This window comes from Sphingobacterium sp. SRCM116780, assembly GCF_021442025.1.
In the GTDB taxonomy this organism is placed as follows: Bacteria; Bacteroidota; Bacteroidia; order Sphingobacteriales; family Sphingobacteriaceae; genus Sphingobacterium.
This window is the reverse complement of record NZ_CP090446.1, coordinates 2,621,735-2,644,914: the sequence shown is the minus strand read 5'-3', so window position 1 is coordinate 2,644,914 and position 23,180 is coordinate 2,621,735. Positions and strand designations below refer to the sequence as shown.

Sequence of the window (23,180 nt, the reverse complement as noted above, 5' to 3'; positions counted from 1 at the left end):
ATTTTAAAATCAGTCGCGTAATCCGCACGGGTTACACGACTGATTAATCGGTTTAATATCCAGGATTTTGTTCCAGTTTATTATTACCTGCAATCGCTTCGTTAGGAACAGGGAAGCGGTTTAAATGTGCTGAATTAGAAGCTGTGTGATCCCACCATTTCTCCGTGGTAAATGCTTTCCATCGAATGAGATCAGTTCTCCGTCTTCCTTCACCAATAAATTCAATACTCCATTCATTCAATATCCGATATTTGTCGAGATTGGCCACTGTTACTGGATTTGGATCGATATTATCCTTGAAATTTCTTTTTCTTACTTCATTAAAAAGATTTGCAGCCTTTTGTTTGTCTCCGATGCGGAATTCACATTCAGCCAACATATAATAGATTTCTGATAACCGAATGACAGGCATATCTGCTCCCCATCGCAACGTGTTATTCGCCAGATTAGGAATAGGAACTTTCACGAGACGAATTCCTGTGTTTTCTTCTCCTTCGGACATTTTAGACGGTAACTGAGCAATGGAGCTGTATTTTTTTCCAGGTCCAACTTCTGAAAAACGTCCCACTTGATCGACAAAAGTTAAAGGCAAGTCCTTATATTCCTCTCCACCCAAAATGGCTTGACCAGTAGGCGATAAATGTGGGCCAATAATAAACATCCCCGTGTATTGGTCGGTTCCCAGATACTTGTAGGGTGCTTTTCGGAAATCACCATCATCAAATGTTTCAAAGGGCGAACCCAATTTGAAATCTGGCTTATAAAGTGTTCCATCAGGTTTTCTAGAAGGAGTTAAATGTGCCCCATTATTTCCCCCCATATCCTGATCGAAATAACTTCGGGTATTATAATGATAAAAATCTGCATAGAACCAACTGTATTCCAGCATTTTGAATTCAGAAGGCATCGACCAGACAATTTCTGGAGATTCATTATTTTTGAAGCCATGCACACCATTCCAGCGGGAATCAATTTGGTATTCGCCATATTCTTTGTTGACGATTGACTGCGCTAGTTTTCGACTTTCTTCATACATGGGTTTTCCGATATAGGCCTCTGCGTTAAAATATAATTGCGCCAACATAGCTGCAGCTGCAGCTTTGCGTATAGCTCCCTCTTCCTTGTCTCCAGCTTTTTTGGCAGGAAGATTATTCATCGCCGCTTTTAGTAGCTTTTCAATATGTGCAAAAAGCTCTTGATCCGTATTTCGGGGCAAAGATTCTTGATCCAGAGATTCGAAGACAGGCATTCCACCAAAGTAGTCCAGACCTCTGAGGTAGAAATAAGCGATAAGTGCGTCCAGCTGCGCAAGATCTGCAGCCTGGCGTTCAGGAGTTAAAGCAAATTTTGTATAATCCAATTTGGAGAGATCATTTTTGGCATCCAATGCTAAAGCGACACCCATTAGTGTACCACGCCAGCTACCCCAAATCCACCCATCATCAGCGGTCCATCTGTGATAATGGTAACGTTCGTTCTCACCACCGTTATACCAATGTCTGCCTTTAGTGGTGATGGCAAAATTATCCGCGGTATATTCTTGCAAACGCCAACGATCCTCTCCAAGATACCATTTCGCATGTGTAAATGGTCTGAAAAGTGCAGCTTTAATATCTTTCTCACTCTTAAAAAATGTTTCAGGGGTAACCGAACTGTAAAATTCTTGATCCAGTTTTGTGCAACCTTGAAATAATAATCCAATGGATAGGGTCAATATAGAAATGTATTTTTTCATAATGCTAGAAATTAAAAGTTTACTTGAAGTCCCATCATAAATGTTCTGGTCTTAGGATAGACATTTCTTTCTTCAAATCCGGGTTCAAGCCCATTGATATTGACTTCAGGATCCAAACCAGTATACTTGGTGAACACAAACAAGTCTCTTGCTGTCGCATATACACGTAACGATTTAAGCGGTTTGATCCAATTTTGCTTAAAAGCATAACCAATATTGAAAGCATCAACTTTGAGGAATGTTCCTTTTTCTAACCAATAATCACTCAACTCTTTTTCTCCTTTGATGTCTTTGTGTTTCTCAAAGGCTTCCTCCAGTACGTTCTGTCCTTTTACATTCGGTAAACTGTAATACATGTTGATCATGTTGAAAACATCATGTCCAATCCAGCTTCGCATATAAATACTTGCGTCCCAGTTTTTATAAGTAAATTGATTATTCCAAGATAACTGAAGTTTTGGGATCGCATTTCCAACAAAAGCTTTGTCTCCAACGGTTTTGCTACGATCTCTGACATCAAAAGCATTTCCATCCTGATCATAAAGCTTCCAATACCCATCGTCTGTAAATCCTGCAAATTTCCATATGAAAAAACGTCCAATATCTTCTCCTGGGTAAAGCCGTACTGCTGAACCTGGTGAACCTGGTGCTGGAAATCCTTTTCGATCGGAGAATGTTTGACTGCCCCAAAGTGAATTGAGTCTACTGTTGTTATGCGAAGCGACAATTCCTGTTGTATAAGTGAAATTCTCCTTATCAACTGCCTTGAAATTTAATTCAAACTCGTAGCCTGTATTCTGCATACTGCCGACGTTCATCGTTGTTTTATCATGAATTGCTGGAGGTTGTGATACGCTGATGTCATAAATAAGATCATCGATTTTTCGTTTATAAACATCAAATCGTCCACTCAATCGATTTGAGAGAATAGAAAAATCTAGACCTAGATTGTATTCCTTTTTTACTTCCCATTTGATGTCTGGATTTTGGTTATGCATTACCCCATAAGTTCTGAACCAATTGCCATCTTGCAAAAACCAAGTGTCTGCGCTGTACATACGGGATGCAACTTTGGCATCGAAACCTTCGTTTCCAGTTTCTCCATACCCCCCTCTTAACTTCAGATCGTTAACAAAGCTGACATCTTTTAAGAAGGATTCTTGGGATACGCGCCAAGCGGCAGAGATCCCTGGGAAAAAACCCCATCTATTTTCGGGAGCAAACTTACTTGAACCTTCATAACGTGCGGTTGCGGTCACAATATAGCGATCTAAATAGGAGTAATTGACACGTCCAAAGAAAGCAGCTAGTTTAACCCAAGGATTTTTCCACGAACCTATACCCGCTCTACCTTCCACCAGATAACTTCCAGTTCCCATATCGTTCTCCCGAATACCATCTACGGGGAAGTCTGAGTTGCTCGCTGAAAATCCCTGACCATTGAAATCTTGGTAGCTATACCCAGCAACAGCATTAATTGTATGGTTATCCCATCGATTGTTATAATTTACTGTCCATTCAAATATGCGATCATTGGACTTGTTATAATATTGTTGTGCATATCCGTCTACACCATCCTGTCTCGATATCCGATGTTGTGCCGACCGATAGTAATTTCCATGCTCGGTATTATTTTTTATGCCTATAGTAGCGCTGGTTGTTAAATGTTCCGTTAGATTGAGTTTTAATGTACTATTGGCTAACAAATATTTGTACTGCTTTTCATCTGATCGGAGTCTTGCTTCAGCAACGGGATTCCAATATTCGTATCCACCTACTAATACATTGTATCCACTCACATCTGCGGCATTATACGGCGTCTCGGTAGGATTCAACACCATAGCCATATTGAAGATGTCGTTATTATTGAAAATGTCGCCATTTGCACCGTATGCTTTCGCCTCATTATAGCTCACATTGCTGTTTAATTCGGCAAATCCGTCAAAGAACTTGAAAGAGGTATTGATACGACCTCCAATTTCATTTCTTTTGGAAGTAATAGCCATACCTGTGGCATCTCTTTTTGTAAAGGTGGCATAGACATTGGCGTTTTCAGAACCACCATTGATGTTCACCACCTGTCTATGACTGAAAGGATTGTTATTGGTGACTTCATCATACCAATCGGTGCGATGGCCTAAATCTTCACCGAGACCATATTCCACAAATTTTTCGGCAGAAAGTACTTCAGGTCGCTTGCGTATGGTCTCGACAAAATATTCGGATGTAAAATTGACCTGGGCTTTACCTATTTGAGGTCGCTTGGTCGTAATTAAAATAACACCACCAGAAGCTCTTGTGCCATAAATGGCCGCTGCGGATGCATCTTTTAGTATGTTTATGGATTCGATATCTTCTTTCACAACCGAATTGATATCACCACCAGGTACGCCATCAATAACGACCAAAGGACCCTGTGAGGCATTGACCGAATTGACGCCACGCAGTTGAAGCGAAACACCCGCATTAGGATCTGTACCATTGGTAGAGATGACACTCAACCCTGAGACCTTACCTTGAATGGCAAGCAGGGGAGATGTGGCTCCAGCGATCATATCCTTTTGCTTAATGGTAGATACGGCACTTGTCATATCTTTTTTGTTAATAGAACCATAACCGACTACAACGGCTTCCTCCAGATCTTGCGTGCTGGATTCCATTTTTACGGTTAATGTAGATTCGCCAGTGTACCGGATTTCTTTGGAGACATACCCGATCATACTGACGACCACTGTGGCGTTTGTTGGAACATTGGCCAGTTTAAAACGCCCATTTTGATCAGACGAAGTACTATTACTGCTTCCTTTGATCGATATCGTAGCACCGACTAGTGGAGCGCCATCCTGATCAGTTACTGTACCCGAAAGTACGGACTGTGCTTCTTTGACATGATGTGTCGATGACGAAGCAAGAGCGGTAACTGCATAAAGGTTTGTGCTGAACAGCAATAATTTAGTAGCCACTTTAAAAGTGTTGATGTTAACTTTCATAAGCTAGTGTGTTTATTAAAGGGTTTGGTTTTTTTATAAATGGAATGATGAGTAGCAATCAACTTAAATAACCGATATAGGAGTTGATTTTGTACTCAAAAATAGCATAGCTCAAAAGATAGTAAGTCAGTTGATTGTACATATAATTGGTTTAGTTGGTTATTCTAAATTTAGAATTTTCTGACGTTGAACAATCATCATGAGAAAATATAGCAGTACTTTGAGACGATTTGTTGTAATACTTGCGCCCAATCGAACCCGATATCAGGAAACTGTTTTACGAAAGGTTTAATGTTGGTTTTTGGGTACCTAGATCGATTTCGTGGGACTTCTTTGGTTTTTTGTATAAAAACTACATGGTTTCGTATAATAGATGAAACTGTTAGTTGCTGAAAGTTTAAATTTGTTTAACAGCTGTTTTTGGCTATGATAATTAGCGGTGCTAATTGGTTAAATTTTAAAACGAAGAAATAATGATTAAGCAGGTATTGATTTTTAAAAGTTCCGTAAAAACAATAGGGAAGAAAATGTTTTTGATGCAAATCTTGAAGATTCATATGCCCGAAGTACAATCTGCCACTGTGGATCTGGACGATGAAGATGCTATATTTCGAGTTGAAACAGAGGGATGTTCGGTAGACTTGTTAATTAACTTGTTGCAAAAGCATGATATCAAAGTTGATTTTTTAGACCGTTTTGTAGTCGCCTAATTTTTCATAACGGATGCTATAAGTGTCCTGCTGTATATTTTTGAAAGAAGGAATCTCGGTATACTTCACCAATGGGGATTTCAAACTCATCTATATAAATCGTATGGTTGTCAAAGGAATCAATAAATGAAATGTTGATCAAATAGGATTTGCTCACTCGAATAAATACATCGGAAAGCAGTTTTTGATGTATAGTTTTTAGGTTCATGGCCGTAATCAACTTATTGGTAGGTGTATAGATCACTACGTAGTCTTTTAACGCTTCAATAAATTTAATATCCTTGAATGCGATTTTATAATATTTCCTTTCAGATTTTATAAACAATGCATCTTCATTGCTGGTTTCAAATGTATTTTTATTGTCTTTTAGGGACAGCAATTTTTTGTATGTAATCGCTTTATCGATTGCTTTTATCAATCGATCTTTTTTGATGGGTTTGAGCAGATAATCAATCGCGTCCACTTCATAACCCCTCAGTGCATATTGTGTATAAGCAGTTGTTAGAATCACCAACTTGTCATCAGGTAGCGATTGTGCAAAATCCAAACCATTAACAGCTGGCATCATGATATCCAGGAAAAGAAGATCTACTGGGTTGGTTTTTATAAAATCTAATGCTGAAATAGCATTGGAAAACTCTCCGACGATTTCGAGTGAAGAGATTTCTTTAAGCAGATTACGCATTTCCTCTCTCGCTAGAGGTTCGTCATCAACGATCATACACTTCATATGGGAATGGTTAATTTCACGATGTAATCGGTATCACTCGCTGCAATATCCAAATGATACTCGTTTTGGTATAGTAATTCTAATCTTCGTTTGGCATTAGTCAACCCCAATCCTCCATATTGACTTTTGGGAAACTGAAGACTTGGGTTCGTGGAGTTTTTGCATTCAAAAGACAGTTGACGTTCTGTCGTCGTAAAGCTGATATGGATAAAGGTCGGCTCTTCGGTTGCACTTAAACTGTGTTTGATTGCATTTTCGACAAAAGCTGTAAATAGATGGGGAGGAAGAAATATATTTTTTTTAGCTATTTCAGGATCATATTGCAGGGTTGTGATCAGGTGATCTCTACGAATCTCTTCAAGCTTTAAAAAATTGGAAATAAAGTTTATTTCGGATATTAATAGCGTTTTGTCACCGTTATTTTCGTACAATTGATACCGCAAAAAATCGGATAGTTTCATAATAACTTCCGTGGCCATTTCGGAGTCTTTCCGAATCAACGCTTTGACATTGTTCAACATATTGAATAGGAAATGCGGTTGAATCTGGTTCTTTAAAGATGCCAGTTCGGTCTTCAATGCTAGATTTTTTAATTCAGAAATCCTTTTGTTATCCTGTATCCAACGATTAAAAAGTTTTAATGTAGTGGTGGTCAATATGATGGAGATACAAACAAATATACCGTTAACAAAGTTCATGATATGATAACGTTGTGTTTCAATAGTTGGGGTTTGGACCGTATAGATATAATTGACCATTTGCACCACGACAAATAAACAGGAAGTTACCAACAGGATCAAAAGTAAAATATAGATTTCATACTTTCCTTTGAAAAAGAAACGAGGAAGTAAGACATACATATTGATATAAAACATACCAACGAAAACAATCCACATAGCTAAGGAAAAATATGTTTTGTAGGGGTATGAAAATTGTATATTGACCGTGGAATTGGTAAAAAGAAGAAAAAGTCCGATTAGAAACACAACATGCCGCAAAAGCCTGAATTTCTTTTCTGTTAAATATCTTAAGATCAGCCGATTGTTAAAATCTTGCATAAGTCATATCTGTTACTACGCTGTATGTCAACAAAAATAATTTTTTTTGCTGCAAGTTTTTTTTCTTTTATACGAATGTCGTCTTTTTTTATACCAAAATACGAAATAAGTATAAAGAAGCTTCATATACTCACCTGTAAAAGGGGCTTTCGTATAGTAATATAACCACTTGGTATAAAAACAATTTTTCGTGTCTTCGTTTGAATTATCCTTGTAAAGTTTACTGCATAGGTTTCGTCTACAACTGATGGAAATCAGCCTACTGTGGTTTGCAGTTAAGTTTTAAGTTCAAATAGATGATTGAAATGTTAAAAAAAATTGTGCTAATATGTGGTATTGTTGTATTGAAATTTGATACCTACGCTCAAAATCAGGATAGCATCCCACAAAAAGTAATGGCGGTAGTTGCGGACAAATTTCCTGCAACACGTGTCATGAACTTAGAATATCAGTCTACGGGTAGTTACAAGTTTTCGTCGAAATACCTTGGAAATGATTTACCGAAAGGAGAAGTGACAGCCTTACATCAAGTGAGTGGCAGCATCAATATCAATTTGGTGAAAAAGAGTAAGTGGACTTTGGGTGCAAACGTAGGTTATCGCTTTATTTCTATAGCATCTCAAAACTCAGATCTTTTTCCAGAACAAATAAAACATGAAGCTGATTATTTTCACTATCATCATGAATCGCTGAATTTCACCTATTATTCCAAGCTGTTTGGAAAGATGATCATCTACTCTGGTCGTGTGATGGTGGATGGAAGTGAAAAGGGGATCGAACGTGCAAAAGGTATCGTGACAGGAACGCTTGTATTGAAAGCTACAAAAAAAGTGCAGATGTCCATCGGACTGGTAGCTCTGTTGGATCCTGCTGCAATAGTACCTGTTCTGCCAACGTTTATCTATAAAGAACAATACGCTAATGGATGGATGCTCGACATGGTATTGCCAAGAAGTGCCTATGTTCGTAAGACAATCTTTCCTAATAGTCGACTTTCATTAGGAGCAGATATTACGAGTACGTTTTTTTATCTCCATAACTTCGCTGGATCAGATCACGTATATTCCTTTAATCAGATGGAGATCAACTCAGGACTTATCTATGAGCATAATTTAGGAGGGTCTTTTATTGTGTCTTTTAAGACAGGGATGAAAACAATTCCAAGAGCACGCATATTTGAGAAAAATGAAAAACAAGAAGATTATATTTTTGAGGCTTCTCCAAATCCCTCTTTATATTTTAATGCAGGTTTGTCTTTTAATCCTTTTGCCAAAAAAAGGAGATAATCTCATGAATGGCTACGATATTTAGAGGCTCTCTTTTTGTATAAGTTTAAGCAATCGATGAGCGATAAGATATCTAGCTGCTGATCCTGCTCTCAAATGTTTAAATCAGCGGATTAAGCTTGGATAAAAAAAACGCATTCAGCTAAAATATGGTATAGGATTTCGATAATGTATTGCAGATTTTAAGAAGAACAACTGTCACGAGTCATAAAACAGTAAAGAATCAGATAAGGAAATGAGAGTTGTTGCAATATTGTTGCAATAAATGAGATTATCATTATCTTTATCAAAATAAGATCTGTAGTTGTTTACATGATCTGTTAACAATAGATGTAGGATGAGAAAAGCTAAAATTTATGATGCAATTGTTATTGGAGGAAGCTATGCTGGACTTTCAGCAGCAATGACATTAGGACGTTCCTTAAGAAATGTGTTGATCATCGATAGTGGAATGCCCTGTAATTGGCAAACTCCTCATTCCCATAATTTCTTGACACAGGATGGAAAAACACCATTCGAGATTGCAACCTTAGCTAAACAACAGGTCGCTCAATATAAAACAGTGGAGTTTTGTGATGACTTTGTTATAGTTGGAGAAATTGTACAGGAGAGTTTTGCACTCCAAACGAAAGCAGGAGCAAATTTTACTGCTAAAAAATTGATTTTTGCAACAGGGATTCGGGACATTATGCCTGATATAAAGGGGTTTTCTGCCTGTTGGGGGATATCCGTTATTCATTGTCCTTATTGTCATGGATATGAATTCCGACATCAAAAAACAGGACTAATCGCCAATGGGGATAGGGCTATGCACCTAGCTTCTTTAGTTCATAATCTGACGGATAGCCTGTGCATTTTGACAACTGGAAAAGCTGATTTTCAGGAAGAACAATTTTTGAAATTGAAAAAAAATGGTATTGAAGTAATAACGACTAAAATAGCAGAAATCGTGCATGAAGCGGGTCATGTCCAAGAAGTGATCTTCGAGGATGGCGCTAGACAAAATTTCGATGCGGTCTATGCGGTGATTCCATTTGTGCAGCATTCGGATATTCCTGCTGCTTTGGGGTGCGAACTAACTGAACAAGGACATATTAAGGTGGATGGTTTTCAAAAAACAACCATTCCAGGTATCTATGCTTGTGGGGATAGTGTCATTATGATGCGCTCTGTCGCGAGTGCCGTGAGTAGTGGAAATCTAACAGGTGCAATGGTCAATATGGAGTTGACAAAAGAACGATTCTAATAGCGTTAAGCGGACTCATTTCAATATCATGAGATACGATTTCATCATAATATGTTTTTGGATGATCCAATACAGGTTAAAAATTCAATAGTAGGATCGGATATAAGATGAAGGTCTCGTTGTTGTTGAAATGCTAAAAAGGAAGGTACATGTAAGAGCTCCTGTTGAATAGATTCATTTTTGTATTGCGATAGATGGATGAAAGTGTCGCTATCTTGTAATTGAAATATCGAATACACAAATTGACTATTGTCTAATGTTTTAAATGCATTCAGAAAGGCTTGAATTCTTTTTTTGTTAGATTCAACATATTCCTTTTTAACGGTATAGGTAACTTTTACTGTAATCATTGTTTTTCTTTTAGGGAGTCAAGCTTGATGTACGGATGTTAATTTTTCTGTTTTAAAAATCACTATTCAATAGATGATGAAAAAACAAAACTTATTTTCATCTGTAATATACGCAATTGCCTACACAATATAAGTACTAGAATAGCAGCAAGTATATTTTATATAAAACAACATATACGGAAAAGGTCTATTTCAAATAGACCTTTTCCGTATATCCAAAGAAGTATAATTTAAAATTTGGACAATGCCAATTGGATGGTATTCAATTCTTCTGAAGAAAGTTGAATACGTAAGGCCTCCGCATTTTCAATCGCTTGTTCTGTATTACGCGCTCCAGCTAATACAACACGAATAGCTGGTTGTAAAGTCGTCCAACGTAAAACCAATTGCGACATACTGACGTTCTTTTCTACGGCAATTTTTTCTAGATCTGCTAATAAGGTTTTTACTTTTTCCAACTCGAATTGCGCGAAGTAGCCATTACGGTGATCATCTGCTTTCAATTGTGCTTCTTTAAAATATTTACCCGTTAACAGTCCTCTTTCCATGGGACTATAAACAATAATTCCAAGATCATTTTCTAACGCATATGGCACTAAATCTTTTTCAATAGCTCTGTTCAACATGCTGTATGAAACTTGATTGCTCGCCAATGACAGTGTTCTCTCAGCTTCTTGTAACTGCACTACACTATAATTACTTACCCCTGCAGCACGGATTTTTCCTTGTTGAATTAAAAGTTCTAAGGTTTCCATTGTTTCGTTTATTGGGGTAGAATTATCTGGCCAATGCAATTGCAAAAGATCGATGTAATCTGTTCCTAAACGTTTTAAACTGGCTTCGACTTCACGGATGATGCTCGCTTTAGCTGCATATTTGTATACAGGAATGGTTTTACCATTTTCTTCGGCATCAAAGAAAAACTCTCCTTTACCCTGGTTGCTACCATCCCAAACCAAACCAAATTTAGTCAAGAGTTGGATCTTAGAACGATCTTTACCTTTAATGGCTTCACCAATCATTTCTTCACTTAATCCAAATCCATAGAAAGGAGCTGTATCAATAGAAGTGACACCATAATCCAAAGAAGAATGGATGGAATCGATCGAATCCTTTTTTGCATTTCCTCCCCACATATTTCCACCGATGGCAAATGCACCATGTGTAATAGCTGATAACGATAGATTTGTATTTCCTAATTTCCGATATTCCATTTTCTTTGAATTTTTAAATTAATACTGTTTTTACGATAAGCGGCGCTTCTGCCAATTGCTCTTCGATAATCGATTGAAAATCTTTTATATAAGGTTGTTCATTGTGCATATCTAGACTCGCCTGATCTTTCCAGATTTCGTAGAACGTAAACACATTTTTATCCTCTGTACTTTGATGCAGGTTGTATAATTCAACAACAACTTCTTTTCGAGTTTCTGCGACCATATTCAACAAAGTTTTCTTGACCTGTTCACGATAGGCATCCTTTGCACGTACAACGACAGTAAGATATATTTTCATATGCTATTATTATTAAATTACTGAATTTCAAGTGCCATTTCTTTTTCAAATACCTGTTGAAGATGATTCCTGTAAATCTCCATGTCACGTTCGATATTTGCATTTTTTTCTACGTCATGAAAATGAAAACTATCCATTTTTTCTATAGCAGCAAAAGCATTCATACGATGGAAACCAAATAAAGGACCGTCATCCACACTGGTTTCTTGGAAGAACTCTCCTGGAAGTGTAAAGGCTGTTTGTGGAGCATTCCAACTTGTAGTCAATAAATATTTGGTTCCTGCTAACATCCCGCCAGTTCCATAGTTGATTTCTGGATTGTCAGATCGACGACCATCGCTACGATAAATACCTGTTTTGTGCCCAGCTGTAAACACCTCGTCAATATATTTTTTAAAACCATGTGGCAATTGAAACCACCATATCGGGGTATGGTAAATGACATAATCTGCCCAAACGAATTTACTGACTTCTTCCTGCTCGTCATATCCTTCTTCGATATGCGTCATCTGCACCTCAAAATCAGGGTTGTTTTTGAAAAATTTTAATGTTTCTTCTGTTATTGTTTGATTGTAAAGACCTCCGGAATGTCCGAAGTTTTGACCTGCATTAATAATAAATATCTTTTTCATTTTGTTTTTTGCTATTTGTATAGCACAAAATTACGGTAGCTTTTGTTATTATAAAAATAGGATAAATTATAGATAACTATTATAATTATAATAATTAGTATCTTTGTATGCGATAATCAATGGAAGAAGTGAATGAAACTATAGCATCAATCATTCCTGCATGTACATTGGCTTATTCATTTAAATTTTTGTCAATTTAGAAGAGAACAATATGGTCAATCTGGAATGGTACCGCACGTTTAAGGAAATTTATAAAACAGGAACATTAACGGGAGCTGCTGAAGCGTTGTTTATTTCTCAACCAGGCGTAAGTCTTCATTTGAGTTCGCTGGAGTCCTATGTTGGGTATAAATTATTTGATCGGACAGGTCGTAAAATGGTTCCAACAGAAAGGGGAAAGGTTTTGTACAATGCGATCTTAGAGCCTGTGCAAAAATTAGAAAACGTAGAAAAGAACTTCCAGAAATCAACAGAGAAAAATACACCGACCATCAGTATCGGGATGTGCTTTGAAACCTTTCAAACGACTTTAGAACAGTATGTCTCGACCTTACCTTTTAACTTGATTATCAATTTTGGAAACTATCCGGAGATGTTGGATCAATTGGATAAGGGAATTTTGGATCTGATCATTACACCTAAAAAGGGTTCTTCAACCAATATCGATCACGAAGCTTTTTCATCGGAACAAATCGTATTGGTAGGCGGTGAAAAAGTGGATATGGGCGCATTTAACAAAGTGCTTGAAAGTGGAGAAAAGGAAACCGTAGAGAACTGGTTAAAGCAAGAGAAGTGGTATGGTACAACGGGAGATATGGAGCATTTGTTTCAGTTCTGGGGCTTGAATTTCGGACATAAACCTGATTTTCGTCCAAACTATATTGTTCCCAATCTCAATTCCATTGTTCGCTGTTTAAAAGGTGGAAATGGTTTAGCAGTTATTCCTGATTTTTTATGTAAAAAAGAAATTGATGCGAAAGAAATCCAACTGATATGGGAAGGGGAGAACCCCCTTAAAAACACACTGTACTTTGGAACCCGCAAAAACACCAGTTTCAAAGAAGAGATCAATCATATCAAGAAATTGTTTAGACAGGTGATGAGTTGATTAAGAGATATATCTCTAGTTCTATAAATAATTTTTTTAATTTTAGTTATAATAAATTATCTTTTCTATATTCAAATAATAATTGTCCTATCTATGGGATAAAAAGAAGAAACAGATATTGAAACATTTAAATTATTTAAACGATGTGGTATTTTATTTTAGCGCTTTTATTTGGTAATCCTTCGGATGCAAATACAAACAGTGGACAAACAACAATTCAAACGGCTCGTGATGGCGATGGGGGAGATACAGGTCAAGTACGTCCTCCCAAAGGATAATCTTTACACCCTTATTTTTTGCACGTCATTTATAAAATGTTTTTACACTGTGCTTTTCTATTTGTGCATCTCCTTTTATAGCATACTGTTCGATAATATGTTCAGTTGCTACCTTTAATGATCTTTGTCCATGTATCGGATGAAATCCAGGTGCGGTGAAGAATTCTACGTTATTGTTTATTTTAGAATACCAAACCTGATTGACATCCTTAGCTGTAAGCGTATCTGGTTTGGTGATTTTCTTAAATTCATTTAATTTTTGCTCATCCAAAGCAATGATTTCACCCTTTATATTGTTATTCTGACAGTCAACAGCAATATAATGATCCCCGACCCAGCACATACATTGTTTTGGTGTTAGGTAATAGGTACTGATAAACAGACCAATTACGAATGTAGTTCCTCCTAGAGCACGAAGAGCATGTCTATTCCTAAATAATATAAAAAACCATTTTGATTTTGGTTTTACTTTCTCTTCTGAAAGTGAAATGAAACTCTTAGGTTTTTGTATTTCATTATGCTTACTGATTACCTCATCATTATCTATATTCTCTTCATATGGGGTATTTTCATTGATCTGAGATGAAACTTGTTCCGAACCCGAAGGGAGAATAATATTCTTTTTATCGAGATCAGTTGTATCTTCTTCACAAGTTTCTTCAAAAACTTCTTCCTTACTCACTTCTACTACGGTTTCTTTAGGAGAAATCTCTTCATTTTTCTTATCCTCTGAAATTTCGCCATTATTAATTATATCAGCATCAGTTTTTATATCGTCATGTTGATAGTCTTTTGAATCTTCAAGTAATGAAGTTTTTAAATCATATAATCTTCTCCATTCATCAAAGGGTCTGGGTTGAAAATCAATTAATATGGAGAGTAGCTTTATGCTATTATCTGTTGGTTTGGTTGTTTTTTGTATTATAAAATCTTGAAGCGGTCGAAATTTATCTGCACCAACTTTTTTTATAGCAGCTTCTATATTTTCATATTTATGATGCGGATCGAAAATACTGATCAACGTAGGTATATCTTTTTTTAGTTTTCCTCTTGCCAAAAGAGTTAAACAGTAATTCATAAGTTTTGCTCGAGAAGGTTTCTCGATTTCTAGTGGTAATTCTTTTTGGATTTTTTTTCCAAAATAAAACTTTATCACCTCTTCATTAAATAGATCAATTTCAAACATTATCACAAAATTAAATTATTCACAGCATCGGAATTTACGGTTTTCCGTAAATAAATTAACCTTTTTTCAATCTTTCTTTTACCAAAAATGACGGAATTCCATAGGAAATTCTGGATGAACAAAGGAAATCCTGGAATAGTATCGGAAACATCGGAAATATCTGATGTTAAGGGTTTTATCCGCTATAAATTTGTTTTCGAAATCAGTTCATATATCGATTGGTTCTTTCGAGGAAAGATACAAAAGAGATTTCACAAAGAGAAGATATCGCGGTAGTATTTAGCCGGTTTGGGAAGCAGCTTTAGCCTCCCGTGATGGACACTCACACTTCCCAAAAAATTCAGAAGGCCTTCTGAAAACTTTTGTAGTAATCCCGTGCATAGGGCACGTGGACCTACCCAGTTTTTGACTTTTAATTTTTTGAAACATGTGGTATTTAATTTTCATGCTTTTATTTGGTAATCCATCTGGTTCTAATACGAACAGTGGACAAACAACAACTCAAACAACTCGCGATGGAGATGGTGGAACAACTGGTGACACAAGCACACCAATTCCTCCACGTCCAACAAGACCATAATTAGGATTTTATAATAAAAAGGTAGCGAGAGCTGCCTTTTTCTTTTAGTTCTCATTGTTTTTGCATTTAATTTTCAGTAGTTTCGAATAAAACCAATAACCTTGAGATCAGTAATCATATTTCTATTTTTCTTTATTTTTTTATCCTGCTCAAAAAAAGCAGTTGAGAAGAGAACATCAGTAGATAATCCTTATTACGATAAAGCCTATGAATTTTTCAATGAAAGAAAAGCTGACAGTGCATTTTTAAATTTTAGTCAAGCCAAAGATATATTTAGTGAAGCAAACGATAGTTTAAACACAGCGAATTGTTTAATTATTATGGCTATCATACAAAAGGATGAAGGAGATTATTTTGGTGCACAAGAAACGGCATTACAAGCTATAGACTATCTAGATAAAAACAACTCTCAAAACCGCACTTATTTGAGTCATAATTACAATAATTTAGGTGTTGCTACATATCAACTAAAAGATTATGATAAGGCTTTATATTTTTACGACTTAGCAATTAAATATTCTAACGACTCTTTGAGTAATCAGATATATTTAAATAATAAGGCAAAAGTTTATCATGATAATGGTAATTATAGTGAAGCGATAACAATTTATACTAAAATTTTAAATGAAACAGGTAAAAATAGAAAGGAGTATGCGCGTTTTTTAACCAATATAGCATTATCACGTTGGCAGCAGAATCATAATTATAATCCAACTCATGATCTTTTAATAGCACTAAATATACGTAAAGATGATGATGATATAATGGGACTTAATTCTAGTTATACACATCTAACAGATTATTATATGGATAATAAACCTGATTCAGCTTTATTTTATGCAAGAAAGCTATATACTGTTGCAAAACAACTGAAAAATACAGAAGACGAAATGAAAGCAGTAGAAAGATTAGCTTACGTAAGTTCTCCAGACTCTGCAAGAAATTATTTTAAAATTTATCAACAACTGAGCGATAGCATCCAACAAGCAAGATCTGCTGCCAAAAACCAATTCGCTGTGATCCGTTATGAAGTGGAAAAGAATAAATCTGACAACTTAATGCTACAGAAAGATAATGCAGAGAAAGCCAATCGCCTGACAAGGCAACGGGTAGTAACAGGAGGGATAACACTACTTTCGATTGTCCTTCTTGGGGGAGGAAGCATCTATTATAAAAAACGTAAACAACGCTTAGAGTTAGAAGCTCAAAATAAGATTAAGGCTAGTCAGCTCAAAACATCTCGCAAAGTTCACGATGTGGTAGCCAATGGCCTTTATCGGGTGATGATTGAGATTGAAAATCGCGACGATATTGATCGCACTGGTATACTCGATAGACTGGAAGAGATGTATGATAAATCACGGGATATCTCCTATGAAGGAGAAGAGCAAAAGGAAACCGACAGACCTTATAATGAATATATTGCCGAGTTGCTCAAATCGTTCGCAAGCGATAGCCATAAGGTGCTGATTGCAGGAAATGAAGTCGATCTTTGGCAATCTGTTGACAAACAGGCTAAAGAAGAGATCGCCCACGTGTTGCAAGAATTGATGGTCAATATGAAGAAACATAGCCAGGCCGACAATGTTGTTGTTCGCTTTGAAAAGAGTAACAATCAGTTGCATATTTATTTTAGTGACAATGGCGTAGGCATGGAAAAAGATAAATTATATGGAAATGGATTGACAAATACGGGAAACCGTATTGAAAGCTTAGGTGGCAAAATTAACTTTGCTGGTGAGTTGGGAAAAGGACTTAAAGTAGAAGTCATCATCCCACTATGCTAAAAAAGACGATAACGTATGTTTAAAAAAGTACTCATTGCCGAAGATCATGAGATCGCAAACATTTCCGTACAAAAAACACTTCAAGATTTAGGTATTCAAGATACTAAATATGTCTATTACTGCGACCATGCATTAACTTGGATCAGAAATGCCCTCCGAGATGGCGAACCTTATGACCTGTTGATCACGGATATTGAATTCGAGGATGACGACAGCCCGCAACAAATAGCAGATGGTATAGAACTGATCAAAGCCATCAAAGTCATACAACCCGATATCAAAGTGATTATCCTAACGGCAAATGACCTTTCCGGTACGATCAACCAAATGTTTAAAACAAATGAAGTAGATGGATTTGTTCGTAAAGCTAGACGAGATGGTCAACATCTTAAGGAAGCTCTTCATGCAACTTATCATAATAAAAGGTATCAATCTCCAGATCTGAAAAAAATATTTCAGGAAAAGAATTCTCACGAGTTTACCTCTTTGGATCTTCATATTGTCAAAATGCTTTATGAGGGAATACCACAAAAGAATATGCCAGATTACCTGCAGCAAAGAGACATTAAGCCTTCTAGTCTGAGCAGCATTGAGAAACGTTTGAATCTGATGAAAGAAGTGCAAAATTTTACTAATAATGAACAGTTGGTAGCTTATTGTAGAGAGAATAATCTGATCTAAAAGATCATCGTATTCGCTTTATTTTTCATTTTACCTTTTGAAACCTGTATGTCATGACTTTTAAAAGGTGAAAGAGAGTTTCAAAATCCGTTCAAGGGAGTGTCATTTCTATTCATTAAAACTATATATATTAACTTCATTATAAACGTGTCGGAGATTACTTAGTAATCTCCTTTTTTATTTTGTTTCTTGTTGTAAATCAGTTTGATAAATTTTTTAAAAATAACATTCACTTTACGGGAATCCGTAAAAATAAAGTGTTAAGTAAATATACTTTTGTCATATTAATTAACTGAAAACAACCAAAAATAAAAAACATGGCTTGGAATTTTAGGAGACGCGTAAAAATTATACCTGGCGTTCATTTGAACTTTAGTAAGAATGGAGTTTCGACTTCCATTGGAGTAAAAGGAGCAAGTATGACATTTGGTCCGTCAGGAACGTATCTGAATGCAGGTATACCAGCACTAGGGATATACAATAGACAGAAATTTACAGGTGAGCATGCAACAGTACCTCCTTCTCCTCAACACACGACTCCAATAATAGACGCTAGAGGCAATATTTTTAGTGCTGATATTCATGAGATAACCAGTCAAGATATGCAAGGCGTTAAAGAAGCAATCCTGCTCGCTAGGCAACAGCGGTTATCATTAACGAAAGACTTGTCAAAAATCCAACAGACACAAAGAACTACAAAGCTGAAGAAAACAATGAGTTACCTATTGCTATATGGACTGATTCAAAAATCAATTCCAGCTAACTTAACTCATGATATCTTGGCTCAAAGCGAAGCGATTAAGCAAACAAAGGAACAAATCAATGAGTCGTATGTGAAATTGGAGATTGATTTTGATCCTGAAATACAAACTGAAATACAAATAAGATATGAGACATTAATTCGAACTTTTATGGATTTAACTAGATGTCATCGCATTTGGGATGTCACTAGTGCTCATTATGAAGACAGAGCGATTACACGATCTTCAGCTGGTACTGTTGTAACGAGGAAAAATGTTGGGTTTAGTTTTAAGTCCATTCCTGATTTTAAGTCAGATATAAAGGCACTATATTTCCAGAATGCGAATGGCGCAGATCTGTATATCTATCCCAGCTTTATCGTCATGATGCAGGCTGGTTTATCCGACTTTGGAATTATTGGTTTGGACGAAATTGATTTACAGCAAAGCTTTGTCAGGTTTACGGAAACAGAGCCTGTTCCAGCTGATTCGAAGATCATTGATCAAACTTGGACAAAGGTAAACAAAAATGGCACACCCGATAGAAGGTTTAAAGGTAATTATCAAATCCCCGTTGTCAGGTATGGGGAAATACGGTTGAAGACGAATACTGGCCTCCATGAAGAATATGAGTTCAGCAACTATGAAGCTAGTGAATCTTTTGCTAAGGCATTTCAGGAATATCAAGCTTTTGTGAGACAATTGATGGTTTAGAAAAATAACCTTCTAAAAGTTATACAAGATAACAGCGTACTTTACGGTTTTCCGTAAGATTTAAGCACAAAGCTTAACGAATTTTAACAAGTTAAATTAAATTATAAAATCATGGCAAAGAAACCATTAGGAACAAAAGCGAAGACAGGAGAGACTTGTCCAGAATCAGGTGTGTGGAAAGTAATTGGAACACCATCAACCACGGCGCCAATTGCTGCGGGGAATAAAATGCCTCCGTATAGTGGTCAAGGAGTGACATGGGAATTGATCAGTTACGCTTAAATTTTAACGTATAGGTCACATTATGTGACCTATATCTTTTTTAGATACTATTCTTATGGAAATTATAATTAGTACGGCTTTACAAAGCCACTTCTTGAGACTCTATCAAATGGCTTGTTCAGATGAGAACTTTGATATGTTAGAAATGAAGCTCCTTTACAAATTCGCGGAAAATAGAGGGGTGAGTACCGAACGATTAAACAACATATTGACAAACCCTATTCAACAAATGGAATTACCCGAGTCAACTGAAAAACGAATTGAGTATTTATACGATTTGGCAGTGATGATATGGGCAGATAAACAAGTCACCCTAGATGAGCATAATCTATTGAGAAAATACTGTCGGACATTTGAATTTTTGGAGGAGAATGTTGAAGAGTTATGCGATTATCTCATCGATTGTGCTAAACAGCAAAAACAATTACATGAAGTATTAGATTTAATGAATTAGAAATATGGAAATTAAAAAACTATTTGCAATCAAGGAGCGAGATGTTCCATCAGTGATTCCTTCTGAATATGATGAACAAGACGAACAGCGGATTCGAATCACTTACTACCAAAGCGGTTACGGGGCCGCATTAAAAGCAATGGGAAGTCCATTGAATTTTAGGGCTTGTCTAGAAAATGTATACACCAGTTTTGAACAGCAATGTCGAGATCAAGAAATTCACCAACAAAAATTGAAACAACCTTACATTGAGGAAAAAAATCGCAAGCAAAGTGAATTGAAAAATACGGAAGCAGCTGTCTCTATTTTTGAAGAGAAGAAGGATCAAATTGTCGAAAAAATAAATAGCGTACAACGTGATATAGAAAATGTAAAATATCAGCCAGAAAAATATGGTGTGGATTCAACTAAAAAACCTCAAGCACAATTTTATATTGGATTGATCTTATTAGCTCCCATTACACTCTATTTGTTCGTTTTTTACATTTCAGCTTCTTATTCTGCTTTTTTTAAAACTTTCTCAGATGATAGCTTAACTGCTGCAATATTTGATGCACAAGCACTTAATAATGCCCTCCAGGCAGGATGGTTAGAAGGTGTTTTGGTATTAACTATTCCTTCCGTATTCTTAGGGTTAGGGTATGTCATCCACATGATTCAAAAAGGAAAAGGCATAAAGAATACTTTGCGGTTGATGGTTTTATACATCATCACCTTCTTGTTTGACGGTTTACTGGCGTATCAAATTGAAAAGAAAATATACGAGTTTCATAAAACCCTTGAATCTTCTTCTTATAATCTTCGTACTGCTGTAGGAGAAGCCGAATTTTGGATGATTATTTTTGCAGGATTTGTCGTTTACATCATTTGGGGATTAGTATTTGACATCACCATGAAGGAACATGAAAATCTAGATAAGATTAGAGGATTTATCAAGACCAAGCTAGAAGAGTTGAAACAACTCGAAGTTACGAGAACAGAAATAGTAGAAGAGATTAATAACTTGAGAAAAAGAGTTGTGGAGATCACTGGAAAAATTACTGAATTACAGGCTGTTATTGACGGTTTTATCATGAATCTAAAACAATATCTTCTTTACCATAACCAGTATAAAGAAGGTTGGTTTCAAGCAGTAACATCTGAAATAGCACTTGCACAGGCAACACAATCGAAATTGCTGTTGGAGTGCGAATCAGTTGCAAATGAACATCTTGTGAAGCTTAATTTGTCCGATCCTGATTTTCAAAATATTGTTTACACAAAAGTATCATAATGATGAAAAATAAAAATTTATGGTCAGCTTTAATCATCTGTTTACTTTATTGTAGTAGTTGTTCCAATGTTCCTGATTCCAGTAATGGAACCGAAGGCAAACAGAAAGAAATTATTGCTAAAAAAGGGATCAAGGAAAATTTGAATATTAGTATATTATTAGATTTGTCAGATCGTATTGATCCCATTAAAAATGCAAGTCCAGCAATGGAATTTTACAAACGGGATTTAGGCTATATTGAGTCGATAAGTAAGGCTTTTGAGGCACATTTAAGAAAAAAACCGATCAGGCAAATCAACGATCAAATTCAAGTTTATTTTGATCCAGAACCATCAAGTACTGAAATCAATAGCTTAGCAAAAGAATTAAGAATGTCTTTCAATAAAGAGACTGTATCCAAGGAAGCTATTGCGAGAATTTCACCTCAATTTGCATCCATCTCTGAAAAGATATATATGCAAGCCATTCATGATAAAAAATATTTAGGAGCTGATATCTGGGGTTTCTTTAAAACCAAGGTAAAAGATTATTGTATTAAACCAAATTATCGCAATATTCTTTTTATTCTGACGGATGGATATGTATTCCATGAAAATTCTAAATTTATGGAAGAAAATAGAAGCTCGTACCTAACTCCTCAGTTGGTCAAAGCACTAGGACTGAAAACATCTGCTTACAAAGATGTTATGCAGAAACAGAATTGCGGATTTATTAAGGCGACTGATGGATTAACAGAATTGGAAGTTGTAGTCTTAGGCATTAATCCAGTAAAGAATAGCCCATTTGAAGGTGATGTCATTGACGAATATTGGAAAAACTGGCTACAGGATATGAACGTCAAGGAACCTATTACAGCTCCGATATTAGCAGATTTACCGACCAATCTTGATCCTGTAATCAGTAGATATATTTTGTCTGGTCTCCGATGAAGAATATTGTTCATCAAGATTATAGGTTCATTTTCTTGTTAATCGTCCTTTTTATTTCGAGTTGTAATCATCACTCTGAAGCTGGTATTCAAACTTACCAATTATTCAGCACCACTAAAAAGTCTGATAAAGAAAATTCGACACATAACGAAAAGCGTCAAAAATGGGAAGAAGGATTCGTTTATGTTACTAAAGTGATCGATGGCGATACCTTCTGGGTAGATAATGGGGATAAGAAATTTAAGGTACGTTTTATTGGTGTCGATGCACCAGAAACCCGCAATTCACGTTGGAAACATAAAAGCCAATTCGCTGCAGAAGCGAAGGCTTATGTGAAAAAACTTGCCGAATATCAATGGGTTAGATTGGATATGGATATACAGCAAATGGATAGATATCAACGGTTGCTTGCTTACGTTTATTTGGCAGATGGAACATTCCTGAATGCCAGTTTGGTCGAAGGGGGGTATGCAGTGGTTGATACCTATCCTCCGAATGTTAAATATGTGGATCTGTTTATCAAACTACAACATCACGCACAGGAACAGAAACTCGGAGTTTGGATAGAATGATTGAATTATTTTTCCCTTTTACGGTTTCCCATAAAATACCCTTTCTACAACTCTTTAGCTTTGTTATATGATGAAAATAATCAGCATAGTATTCATATTCCTGCTTCATTACGATTGCACGGGCTTACAGATGAACGTCTATAAAAAAGTAAATAAAAACACCGTTTACATTTGTGGCAGTGGTAAAGGAAAACGTTATCACCTGACAGAAAGTTGTAGAGGGTTGAGGAATTGTAGTGCTCAAACGTTGAAAGTAACACTGGAAGAAGCAAGAAAAGAAGGAAAGACGCTTTGTGGATGGGAAGATTAAAAGATAAAATAACCGAATGCTCATAAATTAACTG

The 23,180-nt window shown here is 36.1% G+C and carries 24 protein-coding genes; 15 read left to right on the top strand and 9 right to left on the bottom strand.

The window, feature by feature from the left end; all coding sequences use genetic code 11:
- Window positions 1-52: 52 nt before the first annotated feature.
- Both LZQ00_RS11335 and LZQ00_RS11330 read right to left on the bottom strand, forming a co-directional pair.
- Window positions 53-1,735 (bottom strand): RagB/SusD family nutrient uptake outer membrane protein, encoded by a 1,683-nt coding sequence (locus tag LZQ00_RS11335; protein ID WP_234509402.1) that lies wholly within the window; start codon window positions 1,733-1,735, stop codon window positions 53-55.
- A gap of 11 nt (window positions 1,736-1,746) precedes the next feature.
- A complete protein-coding gene (locus LZQ00_RS11330; RefSeq protein ID WP_234509401.1) occupies window positions 1,747-4,725 on the bottom strand; it encodes a SusC/RagA family TonB-linked outer membrane protein in 2,979 nt (992 codons plus the stop codon).
- 473 nt (window positions 4,726-5,198) lie between these two features.
- Between LZQ00_RS11330 and LZQ00_RS11325 the strand changes: the two genes are divergently transcribed.
- Window positions 5,199-5,435, top strand: coding sequence for a hypothetical protein (locus tag LZQ00_RS11325; RefSeq protein ID WP_234509400.1), 237 nt, complete (start codon window positions 5,199-5,201; stop codon window positions 5,433-5,435).
- A 16-nt stretch (window positions 5,436-5,451) separates the two neighbouring features.
- Here the strand turns inward: LZQ00_RS11325 and LZQ00_RS11320 are convergent, their stop codons facing one another.
- Together LZQ00_RS11320 and LZQ00_RS11315 are read right to left on the bottom strand one after the other, a co-directional pair.
- Window positions 5,452-6,165: a LytR/AlgR family response regulator transcription factor gene (locus tag LZQ00_RS11320; RefSeq protein ID WP_234509399.1), complete on the bottom strand. Its 714-nt coding sequence runs from the start codon at window positions 6,163-6,165 to the stop codon at window positions 5,452-5,454.
- On the bottom strand, window positions 6,162-7,061 hold the full coding sequence (locus LZQ00_RS11315) for a sensor histidine kinase (RefSeq protein ID WP_234509398.1): 900 nt from the start codon (window positions 7,059-7,061) through the stop codon (window positions 6,162-6,164). The genes LZQ00_RS11320 and LZQ00_RS11315 overlap by 4 nt, the downstream gene beginning before the upstream one ends.
- A 467-nt stretch (window positions 7,062-7,528) precedes the next feature.
- On the opposite strand from LZQ00_RS11315, the gene LZQ00_RS11310 reads away from it, so the two are divergent.
- Both LZQ00_RS11310 and LZQ00_RS11305 read left to right on the top strand, forming a co-directional pair.
- Window positions 7,529-8,509: a DUF6268 family outer membrane beta-barrel protein gene (locus LZQ00_RS11310; protein WP_234509397.1), complete on the top strand. Its 981-nt coding sequence runs from the start codon at window positions 7,529-7,531 to the stop codon at window positions 8,507-8,509.
- 337 nt (window positions 8,510-8,846) lie between these two features.
- Window positions 8,847-9,755: an NAD(P)/FAD-dependent oxidoreductase gene (locus LZQ00_RS11305; RefSeq protein ID WP_234509396.1), complete on the top strand. Its 909-nt coding sequence runs from the start codon at window positions 8,847-8,849 to the stop codon at window positions 9,753-9,755.
- A 44-nt stretch (window positions 9,756-9,799) separates the two neighbouring features.
- Here the strand turns inward: LZQ00_RS11305 and LZQ00_RS11300 are convergent, their stop codons facing one another.
- The 4 genes from LZQ00_RS11300 to LZQ00_RS11285 form a co-directional block, all read right to left on the bottom strand.
- Window positions 9,800-10,105, bottom strand: a complete 306-nt coding sequence (locus LZQ00_RS11300) for a hypothetical protein (protein WP_234509395.1) — start codon at window positions 10,103-10,105, stop codon at window positions 9,800-9,802.
- Window positions 10,106-10,335: 230 nt separating this feature from the next.
- Window positions 10,336-11,319, bottom strand: coding sequence for an aldo/keto reductase (locus LZQ00_RS11295; RefSeq protein ID WP_234509394.1), 984 nt, complete (start codon window positions 11,317-11,319; stop codon window positions 10,336-10,338).
- 13 nt (window positions 11,320-11,332) lie between these two features.
- A complete protein-coding gene (locus tag LZQ00_RS11290; RefSeq protein WP_234509393.1) occupies window positions 11,333-11,620 on the bottom strand; it encodes a putative quinol monooxygenase in 288 nt (95 codons plus the stop codon).
- A gap of 17 nt (window positions 11,621-11,637) precedes the next feature.
- Entirely contained in the window at window positions 11,638-12,252 is a 615-nt protein-coding gene (locus LZQ00_RS11285) for an NAD(P)H-dependent oxidoreductase (protein WP_234509392.1), read from the bottom strand.
- Window positions 12,253-12,463: 211 nt separating this feature from the next.
- Here LZQ00_RS11285 and LZQ00_RS11280 point away from each other — a divergent pair, with 211 nt between their 5' ends.
- The gene (locus LZQ00_RS11280) at window positions 12,464-13,360 is read left to right on the top strand and encodes a LysR family transcriptional regulator (protein ID WP_234509391.1); all 897 of its coding nucleotides are present in this window, start codon (window positions 12,464-12,466) and stop codon (window positions 13,358-13,360) included.
- Between the two features lie 143 nt (window positions 13,361-13,503).
- The gene (locus LZQ00_RS18465) at window positions 13,504-13,638 is read left to right on the top strand and encodes a hypothetical protein (RefSeq protein ID WP_262910907.1); all 135 of its coding nucleotides are present in this window, start codon (window positions 13,504-13,506) and stop codon (window positions 13,636-13,638) included.
- A 25-nt stretch (window positions 13,639-13,663) separates the two neighbouring features.
- On the opposite strand, the gene LZQ00_RS11275 is transcribed toward LZQ00_RS18465, so the two are convergent.
- On the bottom strand, window positions 13,664-14,824 hold the full coding sequence (locus LZQ00_RS11275) for a hypothetical protein (RefSeq protein WP_234509390.1): 1,161 nt from the start codon (window positions 14,822-14,824) through the stop codon (window positions 13,664-13,666).
- Between the two features lie 427 nt (window positions 14,825-15,251).
- On the opposite strand from LZQ00_RS11275, the gene LZQ00_RS11270 reads away from it, so the two are divergent.
- The 10 genes from LZQ00_RS11270 to LZQ00_RS11225 all read left to right on the top strand — a co-directional run bounded on the left by LZQ00_RS11270 (window position 15,252) and on the right by LZQ00_RS11225 (window position 23,146).
- The gene (locus LZQ00_RS11270) at window positions 15,252-15,404 is read left to right on the top strand and encodes a hypothetical protein (protein WP_234509389.1); all 153 of its coding nucleotides are present in this window, start codon (window positions 15,252-15,254) and stop codon (window positions 15,402-15,404) included.
- Between the two features lie 320 nt (window positions 15,405-15,724).
- Window positions 15,725-17,191: a tetratricopeptide repeat-containing sensor histidine kinase gene (locus LZQ00_RS11265; RefSeq protein ID WP_234509388.1), complete on the top strand. Its 1,467-nt coding sequence runs from the start codon at window positions 15,725-15,727 to the stop codon at window positions 17,189-17,191.
- A gap of 15 nt (window positions 17,192-17,206) precedes the next feature.
- Window positions 17,207-17,872, top strand: a complete 666-nt coding sequence (locus tag LZQ00_RS11260; protein WP_234509387.1) for a response regulator — start codon at window positions 17,207-17,209, stop codon at window positions 17,870-17,872.
- 317 nt (window positions 17,873-18,189) lie between these two features.
- Window positions 18,190-19,326, top strand: a complete 1,137-nt coding sequence (locus tag LZQ00_RS11255; RefSeq protein WP_234509386.1) for a DUF4236 domain-containing protein — start codon at window positions 18,190-18,192, stop codon at window positions 19,324-19,326.
- Window positions 19,327-19,437: 111 nt separating this feature from the next.
- A complete protein-coding gene (locus LZQ00_RS11250; protein WP_234509385.1) occupies window positions 19,438-19,608 on the top strand; it encodes a hypothetical protein in 171 nt (56 codons plus the stop codon).
- 55 nt (window positions 19,609-19,663) lie between these two features.
- Complete coding sequence (locus tag LZQ00_RS11245) at window positions 19,664-20,062, top strand: hypothetical protein (protein WP_234509384.1); 399 nt, start codon at window positions 19,664-19,666, stop codon at window positions 20,060-20,062.
- Between the two features lie 4 nt (window positions 20,063-20,066).
- Window positions 20,067-21,335: a hypothetical protein gene (locus tag LZQ00_RS11240; RefSeq protein ID WP_234509383.1), complete on the top strand. Its 1,269-nt coding sequence runs from the start codon at window positions 20,067-20,069 to the stop codon at window positions 21,333-21,335.
- Window positions 21,336-21,337: 2 nt separating this feature from the next.
- Window positions 21,338-22,264 (top strand): hypothetical protein, encoded by a 927-nt coding sequence (locus tag LZQ00_RS11235; protein WP_234509382.1) that lies wholly within the window; start codon window positions 21,338-21,340, stop codon window positions 22,262-22,264.
- Window positions 22,261-22,836 (top strand): thermonuclease family protein, encoded by a 576-nt coding sequence (locus tag LZQ00_RS11230; RefSeq protein WP_234509381.1) that lies wholly within the window; start codon window positions 22,261-22,263, stop codon window positions 22,834-22,836. The genes LZQ00_RS11235 and LZQ00_RS11230 overlap by 4 nt, the downstream gene beginning before the upstream one ends.
- Window positions 22,837-22,903: 67 nt before the next feature.
- A complete protein-coding gene (locus LZQ00_RS11225; RefSeq protein WP_234509380.1) occupies window positions 22,904-23,146 on the top strand; it encodes a hypothetical protein in 243 nt (80 codons plus the stop codon).
- Window positions 23,147-23,180 lie beyond the last annotated feature (34 nt).

Coding starts and splice junctions, on each gene's coding strand:
- LZQ00_RS11285 (WP_234509392.1), bottom strand. CDS start 12,252: ATGAAAAAGATATTTATTATTAATGCAGGTCAAAACTTCGGACATTCC.
- LZQ00_RS11320 (WP_234509399.1), bottom strand. CDS start 6,165: ATGAAGTGTATGATCGTTGATGACGAACCTCTAGCGAGAGAGGAAATG.
- LZQ00_RS11240 (WP_234509383.1), top strand. CDS start 20,067: ATGGAAATTAAAAAACTATTTGCAATCAAGGAGCGAGATGTTCCATCA.
- LZQ00_RS11245 (WP_234509384.1), top strand. CDS start 19,664: ATGGAAATTATAATTAGTACGGCTTTACAAAGCCACTTCTTGAGACTC.
- LZQ00_RS11255 (WP_234509386.1), top strand. CDS start 18,190: ATGGCTTGGAATTTTAGGAGACGCGTAAAAATTATACCTGGCGTTCAT.
- LZQ00_RS11275 (WP_234509390.1), bottom strand. CDS start 14,824: ATGTTTGAAATTGATCTATTTAATGAAGAGGTGATAAAGTTTTATTTT.
- LZQ00_RS11265 (WP_234509388.1), top strand. CDS start 15,725: ATGGCTATCATACAAAAGGATGAAGGAGATTATTTTGGTGCACAAGAA.
- LZQ00_RS11250 (WP_234509385.1), top strand. CDS start 19,438: ATGGCAAAGAAACCATTAGGAACAAAAGCGAAGACAGGAGAGACTTGT.
- LZQ00_RS11330 (WP_234509401.1), bottom strand. CDS start 4,725: ATGAAAGTTAACATCAACACTTTTAAAGTGGCTACTAAATTATTGCTG.
- LZQ00_RS11295 (WP_234509394.1), bottom strand. CDS start 11,319: ATGGAATATCGGAAATTAGGAAATACAAATCTATCGTTATCAGCTATT.
- LZQ00_RS11225 (WP_234509380.1), top strand. CDS start 22,904: ATGATGAAAATAATCAGCATAGTATTCATATTCCTGCTTCATTACGAT.
- LZQ00_RS11235 (WP_234509382.1), top strand. CDS start 21,338: ATGAAAAATAAAAATTTATGGTCAGCTTTAATCATCTGTTTACTTTAT.
- LZQ00_RS11290 (WP_234509393.1), bottom strand. CDS start 11,620: ATGAAAATATATCTTACTGTCGTTGTACGTGCAAAGGATGCCTATCGT.
- LZQ00_RS11325 (WP_234509400.1), top strand. CDS start 5,199: ATGATTAAGCAGGTATTGATTTTTAAAAGTTCCGTAAAAACAATAGGG.
- LZQ00_RS11270 (WP_234509389.1), top strand. CDS start 15,252: ATGTGGTATTTAATTTTCATGCTTTTATTTGGTAATCCATCTGGTTCT.
- LZQ00_RS11335 (WP_234509402.1), bottom strand. CDS start 1,735: ATGAAAAAATACATTTCTATATTGACCCTATCCATTGGATTATTATTT.
- LZQ00_RS11260 (WP_234509387.1), top strand. CDS start 17,207: ATGTTTAAAAAAGTACTCATTGCCGAAGATCATGAGATCGCAAACATT.
- LZQ00_RS11230 (WP_234509381.1), top strand. CDS start 22,261: ATGAAGAATATTGTTCATCAAGATTATAGGTTCATTTTCTTGTTAATC.
- LZQ00_RS11300 (WP_234509395.1), bottom strand. CDS start 10,105: ATGATTACAGTAAAAGTTACCTATACCGTTAAAAAGGAATATGTTGAA.
- LZQ00_RS11305 (WP_234509396.1), top strand. CDS start 8,847: ATGAGAAAAGCTAAAATTTATGATGCAATTGTTATTGGAGGAAGCTAT.
- LZQ00_RS11315 (WP_234509398.1), bottom strand. CDS start 7,061: ATGTGGATTGTTTTCGTTGGTATGTTTTATATCAATATGTATGTCTTA.
- LZQ00_RS18465 (WP_262910907.1), top strand. CDS start 13,504: ATGTGGTATTTTATTTTAGCGCTTTTATTTGGTAATCCTTCGGATGCA.
- LZQ00_RS11310 (WP_234509397.1), top strand. CDS start 7,529: ATGTTAAAAAAAATTGTGCTAATATGTGGTATTGTTGTATTGAAATTT.
- LZQ00_RS11280 (WP_234509391.1), top strand. CDS start 12,464: ATGGTCAATCTGGAATGGTACCGCACGTTTAAGGAAATTTATAAAACA.